The organism is Pseudarthrobacter sp. CCNWLW207 (assembly GCF_037203945.1).
In the GTDB taxonomy this organism is placed as follows: Bacteria; Actinomycetota; Actinomycetes; order Actinomycetales; family Micrococcaceae; genus Arthrobacter.
The window spans coordinates 43782-56907 of record NZ_JBBCBS010000014.1 but is presented as its reverse complement, the minus strand read 5'-3'; the positions used below and the strand labels follow the sequence as shown (position 1 = coordinate 56907).

The window sequence follows — 13126 nt, the reverse complement described above, 5'->3', positions numbered from 1 at the left end:
ACGTGGACAGCGTGGTCCACACCACGACATGAAAGGACACAACAATGTTGCTTTTGAGTAGCCTTAACCTCCTGCTGGACGCCCGCCGGAGTGACGAGAACCGTCCGTATGGCAGCGGAAACGGCCAGGCCGGGTTCCCCAACGGACAATTGAGCTCCACCGCCTGGGAAGGCTGGTGGCACGAGGACGCCGCATAGCGGGAGGGTCAGCTGCGGGCGCGCATGAAGTCCGCAACCGTCGGGGCCAATGACGCTCCGATGTCTTCGGCGCTGCGCTTCCTGCCTGCGATGGCAAAGGAGTGGTCTCCACCCTCGATCCACTCCACTACGGCGGATGTGCCGATCCGGGACACCACGCCCTCCAATAGTTCCGGAGTGGCAAAGGTGTCGCGGGAACCCTGCAGGAACAACATGGGAAGCGTCAGCCCGTAAAGGTGTTCGTCGCGGATTTTCTCCGGCTTGCCCGGCGGGTGCAGCGGATAGCCGAGGTAAACCAGCCCGGCGGTGTCCATGCCTTCCGCGACGGCCATCGACGCCATCCGCCCGCCGAACGACTTGCCGGCCGCCCAGATGGGTCCGCTCTCCCCGTGCTCCGCGCCCTGCCGCGCTGCCTCGTCCATTGCCGCACGCCAGGCCGCGATCGCCACCGGGGGCCGGTCCGGGAACTTCCGTCCCGCCTCCCGGTACGGAAAGTTGAACCGCAAGGTGGCCACGCCTTCGTCGTTGAGGGCGTCGGTGAACCCGCGCATGAACGGGTGCTCCATGCCCGCGCCCGCTCCGTGGGCCAATACCAGCGTTGCAAACGGCTGCTCGGGACGGGCATAGGAAGCAGAAACCCCGACGTCGCCCACGGCGATGGTCAGGGGGGACTCTGAGACGGTCATGGATCCATCATGCCGGAAGTCCGCTGGTTCCGACGCCGGGCCCGATGCAATGTGGTTTGCCAGCGGAAAGGCGGGGTGTAGCTTGTCCCCATGGCGAGCGAACAGACTACCCTTACCGTCCCCGGGCCCAACGGCGAGCGTGAGATGCGGATTTCCAGCCCCAGCAGGGTCCTCTGGCCCGAGCTGGGGCTGACCAAGCTGGACCTGGCGCGCTACATGGTGGACGTTGGGGAGGCCTTCATTGCCGCTAACGGCGACCGGCCGGTGGCACTGCAAAGGTACTCAGACAACGTCGACGGCGAGCAGTTCTTCTCAAAGAACCCGCCCAAGGGTACGCCGGAGTTCATCCGGTCGGTGAAGGTGGTTTTTCCGAGCGCGCGCTCGCATCCCATGCTGGTGCTCGACGAGCCCGCGGCCGCGGTCTGGGCCGTGCAGATGAACACTGTGGTGTTCCACCCCTGGCCGTCGCGGACCGGGAATACGGACAACCCCGACCAGCTCCGGATCGACTTGGATCCCCAGCCGGGAACTGACTTCGACGACGCAGTTCCGGCCGCGCTGGCGCTGAAGGAGGTACTGGCGGAGGCAGGCCTGGACTGTTTCATCAAGACATCGGGAAACCGTGGGCTCCACGTTTACGCACCGATCAAGCCCACGCATGAGTTCCTGGATGTCCGGCACGCGGTCATCGCTGCCGCCCGCGAGCTGGAACGGCGCATGCCCGACAAGGTCACTACGTCCTGGTGGAAGGAGGAGCGCGGCGAGAAGGTCTTCCTGGACTTCAACCAGGCGAACCGCGACCGGACCATCGCCGGCGCCTATAGTCCCCGCGCCCTGGCCCACGCGTCGGTTTCCTGCCCCATCACGTGGGAGGAACTGGAAAGCATCAGTCCGAAGGACTTCACCATCCTCACTGTCCCGGACCGGCTGAAAACCGTTGGCGATCCTTGGGCGGACATTAACGCTAATCCGGGGACCATCGACACCCTTTTGGACTGGTGGGACCGTGACGTAAAGGCAGGACTCGGTGAGATGCCGTTCCCGCCCGACTATCCCAAGATGCCTGGCGAGCCTCCGCGTGTGCAGCCCAGCCGGGCGCGCAAGCAGGACTAGGCGGGATTCACTGACTGATCGGGGGCCCGTTCATTCCCGCGAGGTGGCACTTAACGGCCGCCCCGCCGTCAAACACTGCCGTTAAGAGTCGTCCCGCGGAAGGGAACCTATTCGAAGCGGGAGGGGTCTCCCGTGCCGCGACGTACCACCTCGGCAACGCCGCTGGAGAAATCCACCACCGTGGTGGGCTCGGACCCGCAGTCGCCGGAATCGATGACTGCGTCCACTTCGTGGTCCAGGCGTTCCTTGATTTCCCAGCCTTGGGTCAGCGGGTCCTCTTCATCGGGAAGGAGCAATGTGCTGGAAAGGAGTGGCTCGCCCAGCTCCGCCAGCAGTGCCTGCACCACGCGGTTGTCCGGGATCCTCACGCCCACAGTTTTCTTCTTGGGGTGCAGCAGCCGGCGCGGGACTTCCTTGGTGGCCGGCAGGATAAAGGTATAGCTGCCAGGGGTAACGGACTTGATGCTGCGAAAGACGTCGTTGCCGATGTTCACGAACTGGCCCAGCTGGGCGAAGTCCTTGCAGACAAGGGTGAAGTGGTGCTTGTCGTCGAGCTTGCGGATGGTCCGGATCCGGTCCAACGCGTCTTTGTTACCCAACTGTGCGCCTAACGCGTAGCAGGAGTCCGTTGGGTAGGCGATCAGGCCGCCGTCGAGCACTATGCGGACGGCCTGCGTGATGGCGCGCGGCTGGGGATCCTGGGGATGAACGTCGAAGTATCTGGCCATGCCCATGAGCCTACGGCCCGGCTGGGAATAGCGCACTCGCGACTTGCCCTCTCAATCAGGCAAATCCTGGCCGACTTCTGAAATACTCGGAATCCCCGGCTGAATGAGAACAACGAACTGTGGCTGAATCAGTAATCCTGGTAAATGGCCTCCCCGGATCCGGAAAGAGCACTCTGGGGATCCAACTGAGCGAAAAACTGGGTGTTCCCCTCATCTCCAAAGACTCCATCAAGGAAGCCCTTGCGGATATTTGTCTGAGCCGTGTGAGCAGCGGCAAGCTGGGCCAGATTGCCTCGCAGACCATGTGGCAGCTGGCCGCCGCAATTCCAGGCACGGTCATTGTCGAGTCGTGGTGGTACCGGCCTCGGGATCTTGGCTTCGTCAACGCAGGCATAGCCCTCTCAGGACGTCCACAAGTGGTTGAAGTTTGGTGCGACGTGCCTCCGGGCCTGGCGTGGGATCGGTACAGGGATCGGCGGCGTCACAGGATTCATCCGGTCGGGATCAGTGCGGGGCAGGACTGGGCCGAGTGGTCAGCATACGGCGCGCCTTTGAGCATCGGCACCGTTGTCAGGGTGGATACGTCCTCGCCTGTCGATGCAGCCGCTGTAGTTGGCCTGCTGCCGTTCAGCTAGCCGCGGAGTTCCGATTCATCCCCAGACGCCTTCGCCTTTTCGGCTTGGCGTGCCGCGTCGATGATTCCATCACGGGTCGCAGCGCGAACCACGCCGTACAGGACATAAAAGAAGACGGCTGCGCCCACGGCGCACAGCACCAGAAAATTCAGCGGATTGGCGTCCATGCGTTCTTCCCCCAAGAAGCTACGTTGACCTGATTCGGACACGTCAAAGCCTATCGTCAGATATCTGTGCGGTGAGCACGTAGCGGACAGCGAAAGTGCTTGACTGTCTCATGACACTAAATCGAAACCCGGTGGTTGATTCGTTCCTGGAGTCGCTGGATCACCCCTTCAAGCCGGCAATTGAGTCGCTCCGGCTGGCAGTCCTCAACGGCGATGACGCAATAACGGAGCACATCAAGTGGAAAGCACCGAGCTTTTGCTTCAATTCCGTTGACCGGGTGACATTCAACCTGCGCCCGCTGAATCACATTCAGCTCATTTTCCACCGGGGTGCCAAGACGAACGAGGATGTCTTCCATTTTGATGCGTCGAAGTGGAGCGGGCTGTTGGAAATGATCGGGCAAGACCGCGGCCAAGTGATTTTTCCCAGCGCGGAAGTAGCGGCAGCACGGCAGGAGGATTTCGTAAGGCTCGTACGTGAATGGGTTCGTGACTAAGTGTTCGATGCTTCCAGGTTTCGGTCGTAGGCTGAATCGCACACATGATCGACAGGGAGGCAGACGTGGCTGATACGACGGTGGCCGAAGCGACAGTGGACCAGGTGATGGCCGAGCTTGCCGCACTCGAGGACCCAAGGGCACGCGAGGTGAACGAGAAGCGCGGGGACGATCACGGCGTGAACCTCAGCAAGCTGCGCGCTGTGGCGAAGCGGCTGAAGACCCAGCAGGAACTTGCGCGCCAGCTCTGGGAAACGAATGACACCGCGGCGAGGCTCCTGGCGCTTCTGATCTGCCGACCCAAGGCGTACGAGGGCGATGAGCTGGACGCCATGCTGCGCGAGGCAGGTACGCCCAAGGTGCACGACTGGCTCGTGAACTACGTAGTAAAGAAGAGCCCCCACTCCGAAGACCTGCGCCAGTCCTGGTTCGCGGATCCGGATCCAGTGGTCGCCAGTGCCGGCTGGGCGCTGACCACTGAACGCGTGGCGAAGAGTCCTGAAGGTCTGGACCTCCCCGGCCTCCTCGACGTCATTGAGTCCGGGATGCGGGAGGCACCTGATCGTCTGCAGTGGGCGATGAACCATTGCCTGGCTCAGATCGGGATTGAGCACGCCGAGCTCCGCGCCCGTGCACTGGACATCGGTGAGCGACTCGAGGTGCTCAAGGATTACCCGACGCCGCCCAACTGCACTTCTCCGTTCGCGCCCATCTGGATCAACGAAATGGTGCGCCGGGCGGGAGAAGGCCGGGCCGGATAGCCAGGTGGACGTCGTTCGGCAACGACACGGCCGCCGTCAAGCGTAGGGAGTGCGGAACAGAGTGACTCCCCATTCAGGGTTATGGAGCACGATGCCAGCTTCCTTTGGCGCGAACTGCAACGGCCCTTGGAGGTACCTTGCCATCCGCTTCTGCTCCTCATCCCACGGGAAGTTGCAGGTGCCAATGGAGCTTTCCATGGACCCCGGCTCCGGCGTGATTGTCTGGCCGACAATGCTAACCCTCAGCGCGTACGAAGCACAGGGGATCCGGACGGTCATCAATGTGCTTCCCCCAACGTTGGAGAACCTTACGGCGTAGTCACCGGAGCTTAGGCCCGGGCCAGACGGGACTGGGTCCGGCATCAGGGAGCCGGAAGTGAAGTACTGGCACTGCAGCACTCCATTAGCACGGGCCTCTTCCGGGCTTTGTTCCAAGCAGTCGTTTGCACCCTGGCCGGAAGCCGCGAGAGGCGCCGGCGGAACCGGTGCGGGAGTCTTGCCCGGCGACAACTCTGCGCCCGTCGAGGGTGCTTGAGCCATAGACGACGGCCTGGCGGCGGTGTGGTTGTCGGAGGCTGAGCCCTGCGGAGGCGCCAACCCACAGGCAGCTGCTACGACGCCGATAGTAAGGCCCGCCGTCGACAGCACTATTTGCCTGCGCACCCCACGAAAAACGGTCCCCCCAGATGCGTCCATGGTTCGAACCCTACGTGCTCTAAGAGGCTACATCGAGCTTTTCGCCGGACGACCTTCGCAGCGTTCGCTGGATAGCATCCAACGAGAGGCCCAGTTCCTCGGCCAGGGAAGCCACGATCACGAAAGAAGGCGTCGCGATTCGTCCCGTCTCGATTTTCCTGAGCGTCTCGGGGGATATTCCTGCTCCGAGAGCCACCTGGACAAGGGTCCGTTCTCCGCGTGCATTTCGGAGCATCTCTCCGAGCAGCCTCCCGGCGCGGACATCTTCGGGGCTAAGAGGAACTCTGACCATCCTCCCAGCATAGTACCGTTATAATAATACCGGTTCTATATTGGAGGATTCGTTGATTGAGCTACTCACACCCCGGGAAATTGACCAAGCACGTCACTCGGGCCAATTCGTGGCAAAAACCTTGTCGGACTTGCGTCAGAGAATCGAGCCGGGGACCAATCTCCTGGACATCAACGAATGGGCAGCTTCGATGATCCGGAGCGCAGGAGCCCGCTCGTGTTATGTCGACTATGCCCCGGCGTTTGGGCGCGGGCCATTCGGAAAAGTCATCTGCACGTCCGTCAACGATGCCGTCCTGCACGGACTCCCTCATGACTACGTTTTAGTGGACGGGGACCTGCTCACGCTTGATTTCGCGGCAAGTGTCGATGGTTGGGTCACTGATTCCGCCATCAGCTTCGTTGTAGGGAGTTCTGCCGCGCCCGGGGACCTGAAGATGATTGAAACCACGGAAAAAGCGCTTCTGGCTGGCATCCGGGCGGCCGAGTCCGGAGCCCGTATCGGAGATATCTCCCACGCAATTGGCGCAGTGCTCGAATCAGCGCATTTTGAGGTCAATACCGAATTTGGCGGACATGGTGTTGGAAGCACCATGCACCAGGATCCGCATATTCCGAATATCGGTGCGCCTGGCCGTGGATACGTGCTGCGGCCTGGACTGCTTCTGGCAATAGAGCCTTGGGTTATGGACGGCACCAGCAAGCTGGTGACAGCTCCCGACGGGTGGACCCTGTGCAGCTCCAATGGCCGGCGGACCGCGCATTCCGAGCATACGGTTGCCGTCACGGAATCCGGACCCGTTATTCTCACTCAACTGGCCTAGAGGGCTCCGAAGCCGTCGCAGCCCGTGAACTCAGGCCAGTGCAGCGATTTCTTCGACTGCTCGTGTCAGTGCTGCCATGCATCGAGTTCCGCCATGGCCCTCGTCCTCGATGACGATAAGCCGGCTGGACTCCCAGCGCCGGTGCAACTGCCATGCCGTGACGGCGGGGCCGCTGATGTCCCGCCTGCCGTGGATGAGGTAGCCGGGGATGCCGTTGAGCTCGTGGATCCGCGGGATGATTTCCCGGCCATCGACGAGGAATCCGTCCTTGGACCAGTAGTGCGTGACCAGGAGCGCGAAGGTCATCCGTTGGCGCTCGTCTTCGAACAGCAGGCCAGGAAGCCAGTTAGGATCCAGCGAAATGTGCGTTGATTCCCACCGGTCCCAAGACAGTGCAGCGAGGCGCGCGTCTGCGCGATCCTGGCCCGCCAGCCGACGAGCGTAAGCATCCACTATCCGTTCGCCGGGGGCCGCGCTGGCCGCTTGTGCGAACTCAGCCCATGCTTCGGGGAAGATGCGTCCGACGTCTTCTGTGATCCACTGGATCTCGTCCCTGCTGCTTGTTGTCACCGCTACCAAAGCGATGCCGAGAACCCGCGCGGGGTACTCCAGGGCATAGGCGAGGGCAAGCGTGCTACCCCAGGAAACGCCGGTCACGATCCACTTCTGTACACCCAAGTGTTCTCTCACAGCCTCGATGTCTTTGATCAAGGCTTGCGTCGTGTTCTCGGGCAGGTGGTCAAGGTCGTCCTGGACGACGGGAGTGCTCTTGCCGCAACCGCGTTGGTCAAGACCGATAGTGCGGAACCGGCCGGGGTCGTGGCGTTTACGGTACCCGCCCCGACCAAGGGAACCGCCAGGGCCTCCATGAAGGTAAAGGACCGCAATCCCGTCGGGATCTCCGGTGGCTTCCCAGTAGATTTCGGCATGGGGCACAGTCACCCAGCCGCTTTTTGCCTGGAATTGCTCGTCCGTCACCGGATCCACAGTATTCGACGTCGTGCCGTTCCGGTTGTTCCCCGGGTTCGGGAAAAGCGAGCCTTTACCGGCGGATCGCAGCAATGGCTGCATGCGGCCGCCTGCCGGCGTCATGCCTCGTTTCGACGTCGAGAACCTCGAACCCGGCATCCTGCAGTAGCCGGCTCATCTGGTCTAAAGAGTGCGGTAGCTCGGCCGGAACCAGGTGAATCAGCGAATACCAGGCGAGCACGCCACTCAGGCCCCCGTCCGCCACGTCCAGGGCACGAACTGAGGAGACCCGGAACAGTACCTCGGGGAAGCGGAGTCGGGCGATCTCTATGAACTCGGGAACGAAATCAACACCTGCGATGTCGACACCCCGTTTGTGAAGGTAGTCCGTCCAATGTCCCGGGCCGCACCCGGCGTCGATAACCGGACCGCGAATCTCCCCGGCCCACCGTTCAATCCGGCGCAGGTCGTGCTCGTGCATGTCCTCGATGGCGCCAAGGACGCTCGTGTATTCTGCCGCACGCGCGGCGTAGGCATGCAGAACCTGCGCATCAGTCACGCACCAAGTCTAGGGACAGGCAAGGAGATACCCGGCACAGTCCCCATGTCCGCACCAAGTGATCCGGCCGCCGTCGCAAGCGAGCCCTTACCCCACGTGCACCCACGGCCGCTTGGTGACATCCGGTTCGGCCTCCCGCAGGATCTCCCGTGTCACGGGAGCGATCTCACCCTCGCCCAGCACCAGGAAGCGCAGGAGGTTCACGGCAGGGTTGCCTTCGGTCCAGCGGAAGTACACGTGCGGCATCAGGCCAGTCACGTCCCGGATATGGAGGAGCACCGAGGCGATGGTGTTGGGTACTACCGGTCCGTGCACCTCCAGCACGGCGAAACCATGCCGCACTACGCCCCGGACTTCCAGCGCCGTTTCGAAGTCGGAGGAATCATCCACGGTGACTTCCAGGAACAGGGGCCGGTAGTCCGAGGGGAAGTGGCTGGCTTCGGTGGCGGACGCCAGCTTCTGCCGGTAGGCCTCCGCGGACTGGCGGAGCGGTTCGTGGGCGATGATGCCGATGGGCCCCGACAGGTTCTCCGCCATGAACTCCAGCGCCTGCGTATCCAACCGGACATGCGTGGCGTGCAGCTCGAAGGAACGCAATACCCTGGACAGCAGCGAAATGCTCACGATCCCCAGGATGAACAGCCCCGCAATCCTGATTCCCTCGGGCCGCTCAAAGATGTTGGTGACTGTGGTGTAGACAAAAAGCACGGCAATCACTCCGAACCCCATGGCCCGCTTCCGTTGCTGCAGGCGGCGCGCCGAGAGCGTCACGGCCACCGCCGCAGAAGTCATCAGCACCAGGACGCCGGTGGCGTACGCACCGCCCTGGGCATCGACGTCGGCCTCAAACAGCCATGTGATGAGGAACCCGGTGAGCGTGAAGACGAGCACCAGTGGGCGGACGGCCTTCGCCCATTCGGGGGCCATGCCGTACCGCGGCAAGTATCGGGGAACAAGGTTCAGCAGGCCCGCCATTGCGGATGCCCCGGCGAACCAGAGAATGGCGATGGTGCTGAGGTCATACACGGTTCCGAACCCGTCTCCCAGGTATTCGTGCGCAAGGAACGCCAACGCCCTTCCGTTCGCTTCCCCGCCAGGCTGGAACTCGTGCCCGGGGATCAGGACCACCGTCGTAAAACTGCTCGTCACCAGGAAGGCACTCATGATCATTGCGGCGGCGGTCAGCATCTTCCGTGTCCCCTGGATCCGTCCGGCAGGGTTCCCGTCGGTATCACCGGCGCCACCGCGCACCTGCGGCATCACCGCCACTCCTGTTTCGAAGCCGGACAGTCCCAGGGCCAGTTTGGGGAAGACCAGTAATGCCATGGCCACTGCCATGAGCGGATTGCCGTGCGATGTGTTGAGGGTCTGCCACCAGTCACCGACGGCAACCGGATGGGCCGCCGCCTCGCCGAGGGACGTGGCTATGACCACCACATTGAGCCCCAGGTACAGGACCACCAGTACGACGGCGACGCCGATGGCCTCCTTGAACCCGCGAAGGAAGACCGGGGCGAGCAACGCAAGCAGCACCAGCGTCACTGCCACCTCCTGGCCGTGCAGGAACTCCGGAGCAAACGGGTTTTCGATGAGGTGCGCGGTGGCATCGGCAGCGGAGAGGGTCATGGTGATCATGAAGTCCGTCGCGGCAAAACCGAGCAGCACCAGCACCAGAAGCTTTCCGCCCCACCGGGGGAGCAGCCGTTCCAGCATCGCGATGGACCCCTCACCGCGGGGGCTCTCGCCCGCCACCCTCCGATAGACCGGCAGGGCCCCTAACAAGGTCACAGCAACCAGAACCAGCGTGGCCAGGGGAGAGATGGCACCGGCAGCCAGTGCCGCGATGGCCGGCTGGTACCCGAGGGTAGAGAAGTAGTCCACGCCCGTCAGGCACATCACCTGCCACCAGTGGTGCTTCTTCTCCTCGTCAGCCGCGAGGCCACCTGGGCCTTGGTGTGCGCCTTTGGAGTCCTGCAGTCCGAACAGCAGCCAACTGCCAAAGGCCGCCTTCCGCGTCGGGCGGAGGGCGGACGGGTCGGCCGGGGGCCTGCTCATGGTGGTCATGAAAGCCTTTCAGTCCACAGCACGGCGCCGCGGGCACAGCCGAATCTAGTACTGGCCGGCCCTGCGGGACCTGGATTCCCCAGCATCTTGACGCATCCTTAACACCGCTATGACCAACACCACAGCTCGTGCGGCCGGACGGTGAAGGCGTGCAGGATCCTGGTGGGAGAATGGCCGCATGGCACGGGAACGGATAGTCATTGGCCTCAACGGCAGCGACGACGCAGAACTGCTCATCCGCCGCGCCGCCAGGATCCTGGAAAGGAGCGACGGCGGCGAACTGGTGGCCGTCCACGTCCGCACCGCAGAGGATGCGCCGGGAGAATCGCCGCAGGCGCTGGAGGCCCAGCGGCGGCTGGTCGTAGAACTGGGCGGAAGCTACCACACGCTCTCGGCACCTGACCCGGCGTCGGCCCTGCTCGACTACGCCCGCAAGTCCGATGCCACCCACATCGTGGTCGGCCAGTCCCGCCGCAGGCCGTTGGCCGGCCAGCTGTCCGGGCTCCTGTCCGGCGGCAGCGTGGAAACCAGGGTGGTCCGCGGCGCGGGGGACATTGACGTCCAGGTAGTGCCCCGCTCCGCGCCCGTGCACGCCCCACGGCGCAGGAGGCCCACCCTTGGCGGGGCGCGGGCCGGTGCCGGCTTTGCGCTCGCAGCTGCCCTTCCGCTCCTGCTGCAGTTGCTGCTGGCCGCGTTTGACCACAGCGTTGCCACCGCCGTCCTGATCCAGCTTGCGGGCGCCGTCGCGGTGGCGCTGGTGGGCGGGTTGTGGCCCGCCGTCGTCGGCGCACTGTGGAGCAGCCTGCTGGTGAACTATTTTTCGACGCCGCCGCTGGGGGACCTCGCTGTCAGTGATCCGCAGGACTTCCTGTCCTTGGGTATCTTTGTGGGCGTGTCCGTGGCTGTGGCCGGTGTGGTGGACAGGTCCGCCCGTCGGTCAAAGGAAGCCGCCCGGGCCCAGGCCGAGGCCGCCACGCTGGGTGATCTCGCCCTGGGCGCCTCCCGCTCGGAGGACACCCTCGAAGGCCTGCTGGCGGAAGCCCTGGACGTTTTCGGTGCAACAGGCGCCGGAGTGTTCAGCAGCCACACCGTGAAAGCGGAAGGCGCTGGACCGGCGTCGGAACTTTCAAGGGACGGGGGCCCGGACGCTGACGGCCGGGTATGGCGGTTGGTGGCCGGTGCCGGGGACATTGCCGGGTGGGAGCCGGGTGTTGCTGGCATCGCGGGCAGCACTGCAGAGCCGGTCGACGCCGATACCCGGCTCGTGCTGTTCGGCCGGCAGGTGCCGGCGTCGGAAAGCAGGCTGCTGGGTGCCTTTGCGGTCCACGTCAAAGCCCAGCTGGAGCGCCGGCAGTTGGCCGTAAGTCGCCGCGAGGTGCTGCGCCTGGCCGAAGGGAACACCATGCGCACTGCCATCCTGCGGGCTGTTTCGCACGATCTGCGGACGCCACTGGCCGGAATCAAGCTCGCCGCAGGTGGGCTGCTGCAACGGACAGTCACCTATACCGCTGCTGAGGAGAGGGAGTTGCTGGAAACCATCGATGAGTGCACCGACCGGCTGGACCAGCTAGTCGGTAACCTCCTGGATATGTCAAGGATTACCGCCGATTCGGTTATGCCCACGCTTGGGCCGGTTCGGTGGAGCGACGTTGTTTCCCCGGCCCTCCGTGGGCTGCCGGAGGGAACTGTTCGGGTTGAGCTGCCGGCCAACATGCCTGTCGTGGAAGCCGATCCGGTGCTGCTGGAACGCGTCATCGCCAACATCGTCGAAAACGCCGTCAAGTACGCCCCCGGATCCGGCATCACCATCACCGGCGCTTCCGACGGAATGGGCGCAGACACCCTGGACGGCTATCCTTCCGGTGAGTTGCGGATCATCGACCACGGCGCTGGCGTACCCGCCCAAAAAGTGCTGGACATGTTCCGGCCGTTCCAGCGGCTCCACGACCTTCCCCAATCCACGGGCGTGGGCCTGGGCCTGGCCGTCGCGGACGGATTTATCAAGGCCATGGGCGGCACGCTGACCGCACAGGAGACTCCCGGCGGGGGATTGACCATGGTCATCACGTTGGCCCTTTCCACCGGCGAAGCGGGCGCGCGCCATGCTGCAGGCCAGCCGCGGCAGGATGCCACGTGAACGCGGCCCAGACACACTCTGCGGGCACGCATCCGGGCCAACGGACCAGCGTCCTCGTGGTGGACGACGACCCCCACCTGCTGAAGGCGCTCCGGATCACGCTCCAGGCCCATGGCTATGCCGTGGATACAGCAGCCGACGGCGGCGCGGCCTTGCGTGCCGCATCGCACCGGCCGCCGGACCTGATGGTTTTGGACCTCGGGCTGCCGGACCTTGACGGGGCGGAGGTACTCCGGGAGCTCCGCCGCTGGAGCAGCCTGCCGGTGCTGGTGCTGTCCGCCCGGCATGGCTCCTCGGATAAAGTGGACGCCCTCGACGCCGGCGCGGATGACTACATCACCAAACCCTTCGGCCTGGACGAACTCCTCGCCCGGCTGCGCGCGCTGCTCCGCCGTGTGCCCGAGCCCGAATCGGCACCCACCGTGGCGGCCTCGTCCTTCACTGTGGACCTTGCCCAGCGGCGCGTCACCAGGGATGGCGACGCTGTGCGGCTGACACCCACCGAATGGAGCATCCTGGAGCTGCTGGTCCGGAACCCGGCCCGGCTCGTAACGCAGCAGCAGCTCCTGCTGGACGTCTGGGGGCCTGCTTACCAGAAGGAAGCCAACTACCTGCGCGTGTACATGGCGCAGCTTCGCCGGAAGCTGGAGACCGACCCCGGAAACCCGCGCCACCTGCTCACCGAACCCGGCGTGGGGTACCGGTTCGTGCCTTGAGCCACGCCATCGGCCAACAGGGAAACCGGCGGCCAGGGAACCCTATGAAGCGGGGTGGAATTGGGGCAGTATGTTGACTGTTCCTT

The 13126-nt window shown here is 64.0% G+C and carries 16 protein-coding genes; 9 read left to right on the top strand and 7 right to left on the bottom strand.

What is annotated here, in order from left to right; genetic code table 11:
* The first annotated feature begins 44 nt into the window (after window positions 1-44).
* Window positions 45-197 (top strand): hypothetical protein, encoded by a 153-nt coding sequence (locus tag V9L17_RS19040; RefSeq protein WP_337352514.1) that lies wholly within the window; start codon window positions 45-47, stop codon window positions 195-197.
* A gap of 8 nt (window positions 198-205) precedes the next feature.
* On the opposite strand, the gene V9L17_RS19035 is transcribed toward V9L17_RS19040, so the two are convergent.
* The gene (locus V9L17_RS19035; RefSeq protein WP_337352513.1) at window positions 206-883 is read right to left on the bottom strand and encodes an alpha/beta hydrolase family protein; all 678 of its coding nucleotides are present in this window, start codon (window positions 881-883) and stop codon (window positions 206-208) included.
* A gap of 90 nt (window positions 884-973) precedes the next feature.
* Between V9L17_RS19035 and ligD the strand changes: the two genes are divergently transcribed.
* Window positions 974-1996 carry a non-homologous end-joining DNA ligase gene (gene ligD / locus V9L17_RS19030; RefSeq protein WP_337352512.1) on the top strand — a complete coding sequence of 341 codons (1023 nt, stop codon included), beginning with the start codon at window positions 974-976 and terminating at the stop codon, window positions 1994-1996.
* A 107-nt stretch (window positions 1997-2103) separates the two neighbouring features.
* On the opposite strand, the gene V9L17_RS19025 is transcribed toward ligD, so the two are convergent.
* Window positions 2104-2724 (bottom strand): L-threonylcarbamoyladenylate synthase, encoded by a 621-nt coding sequence (locus V9L17_RS19025; protein ID WP_337347266.1) that lies wholly within the window; start codon window positions 2722-2724, stop codon window positions 2104-2106.
* Window positions 2725-2843: 119 nt separating this feature from the next.
* Between V9L17_RS19025 and V9L17_RS19020 the strand changes: the two genes are divergently transcribed.
* The gene (locus V9L17_RS19020; protein WP_337352511.1) at window positions 2844-3359 is read left to right on the top strand and encodes an AAA family ATPase; all 516 of its coding nucleotides are present in this window, start codon (window positions 2844-2846) and stop codon (window positions 3357-3359) included.
* On the opposite strand, the gene V9L17_RS19015 is transcribed toward V9L17_RS19020, so the two are convergent.
* A complete protein-coding gene (locus V9L17_RS19015) occupies window positions 3356-3526 on the bottom strand; it encodes a hypothetical protein (RefSeq protein ID WP_337347268.1) in 171 nt (56 codons plus the stop codon). The two genes, V9L17_RS19020 and V9L17_RS19015, sit on opposite strands and share 4 nt — an antisense overlap.
* 131 nt (window positions 3527-3657) lie before the next feature.
* Here V9L17_RS19015 and V9L17_RS19010 point away from each other — a divergent pair, with 131 nt between their 5' ends.
* The 3 genes from V9L17_RS19010 (at window position 3658) to V9L17_RS19000 (ending at window position 5103) form a co-directional block, all read left to right on the top strand.
* Window positions 3658-4023 carry a DUF1801 domain-containing protein gene (locus tag V9L17_RS19010; protein ID WP_337352510.1) on the top strand — a complete coding sequence of 122 codons (366 nt, stop codon included), beginning with the start codon at window positions 3658-3660 and terminating at the stop codon, window positions 4021-4023.
* Between the two features lie 107 nt (window positions 4024-4130).
* Complete coding sequence (locus tag V9L17_RS19005; protein ID WP_337352530.1) at window positions 4131-4784, top strand: DNA alkylation repair protein; 654 nt, start codon at window positions 4131-4133, stop codon at window positions 4782-4784.
* Window positions 4785-4980: 196 nt separating this feature from the next.
* Window positions 4981-5103, top strand: a complete 123-nt coding sequence (locus tag V9L17_RS19000; RefSeq protein ID WP_337352509.1) for a hypothetical protein — start codon at window positions 4981-4983, stop codon at window positions 5101-5103.
* Between the two features lie 396 nt (window positions 5104-5499).
* Here the strand turns inward: V9L17_RS19000 and V9L17_RS18995 are convergent, their stop codons facing one another.
* The gene (locus V9L17_RS18995) at window positions 5500-5772 is read right to left on the bottom strand and encodes a helix-turn-helix domain-containing protein (RefSeq protein ID WP_337352508.1); all 273 of its coding nucleotides are present in this window, start codon (window positions 5770-5772) and stop codon (window positions 5500-5502) included.
* 52 nt (window positions 5773-5824) lie between these two features.
* Here V9L17_RS18995 and map point away from each other — a divergent pair, with 52 nt between their 5' ends.
* Entirely contained in the window at window positions 5825-6595 is a 771-nt protein-coding gene (gene map / locus V9L17_RS18990; RefSeq protein WP_337347272.1) for a type I methionyl aminopeptidase, read from the top strand.
* A gap of 30 nt (window positions 6596-6625) precedes the next feature.
* On the opposite strand, the gene V9L17_RS18985 is transcribed toward map, so the two are convergent.
* The 3 genes from V9L17_RS18985 to V9L17_RS18975 form a co-directional block, all read right to left on the bottom strand.
* A complete protein-coding gene (locus V9L17_RS18985) occupies window positions 6626-7573 on the bottom strand; it encodes an alpha/beta fold hydrolase (protein ID WP_337352507.1) in 948 nt (315 codons plus the stop codon).
* Between the two features lie 64 nt (window positions 7574-7637).
* Window positions 7638-8123: a class I SAM-dependent DNA methyltransferase gene (locus V9L17_RS18980; RefSeq protein ID WP_337352506.1), complete on the bottom strand. Its 486-nt coding sequence runs from the start codon at window positions 8121-8123 to the stop codon at window positions 7638-7640.
* Between the two features lie 87 nt (window positions 8124-8210).
* Entirely contained in the window at window positions 8211-10187 is a 1977-nt protein-coding gene (locus tag V9L17_RS18975) for an amino acid transporter (protein WP_337352505.1), read from the bottom strand.
* A 178-nt stretch (window positions 10188-10365) separates the two neighbouring features.
* Between V9L17_RS18975 and V9L17_RS18970 the strand changes: the two genes are divergently transcribed.
* A complete protein-coding gene (locus V9L17_RS18970) occupies window positions 10366-12324 on the top strand; it encodes a DUF4118 domain-containing protein (RefSeq protein WP_337352504.1) in 1959 nt (652 codons plus the stop codon).
* Window positions 12321-13040: a response regulator gene (locus V9L17_RS18965; protein ID WP_337352503.1), complete on the top strand. Its 720-nt coding sequence runs from the start codon at window positions 12321-12323 to the stop codon at window positions 13038-13040. Before V9L17_RS18970 ends, V9L17_RS18965 begins: the two co-directional genes overlap by 4 nt.
* Window positions 13041-13126 lie beyond the last annotated feature (86 nt).

Excerpts from the sequence above, each read along its gene's own strand:
- V9L17_RS18970 (WP_337352504.1), top strand. The coding sequence starts at position 10,366 with ATGGCACGGGAACGGATAGTCATTGGCCTCAACGGCAGCGACGACGCA.
- V9L17_RS19025 (WP_337347266.1), bottom strand. The coding sequence starts at position 2,724 with ATGGCCAGATACTTCGACGTTCATCCCCAGGATCCCCAGCCGCGCGCC.
- V9L17_RS19000 (WP_337352509.1), top strand. The coding sequence starts at position 4,981 with ATGGACCCCGGCTCCGGCGTGATTGTCTGGCCGACAATGCTAACCCTC.
- V9L17_RS19015 (WP_337347268.1), bottom strand. The coding sequence starts at position 3,526 with ATGGACGCCAATCCGCTGAATTTTCTGGTGCTGTGCGCCGTGGGCGCA.
- V9L17_RS18995 (WP_337352508.1), bottom strand. The coding sequence starts at position 5,772 with ATGGTCAGAGTTCCTCTTAGCCCCGAAGATGTCCGCGCCGGGAGGCTG.
- V9L17_RS18975 (WP_337352505.1), bottom strand. The coding sequence starts at position 10,187 with ATGACCACCATGAGCAGGCCCCCGGCCGACCCGTCCGCCCTCCGCCCG.
- ligD (WP_337352512.1), top strand. The coding sequence starts at position 974 with ATGGCGAGCGAACAGACTACCCTTACCGTCCCCGGGCCCAACGGCGAG.
- V9L17_RS19005 (WP_337352530.1), top strand. The coding sequence starts at position 4,131 with ATGGCCGAGCTTGCCGCACTCGAGGACCCAAGGGCACGCGAGGTGAAC.
- V9L17_RS19040 (WP_337352514.1), top strand. The coding sequence starts at position 45 with ATGTTGCTTTTGAGTAGCCTTAACCTCCTGCTGGACGCCCGCCGGAGT.
- V9L17_RS19035 (WP_337352513.1), bottom strand. The coding sequence starts at position 883 with ATGACCGTCTCAGAGTCCCCCCTGACCATCGCCGTGGGCGACGTCGGG.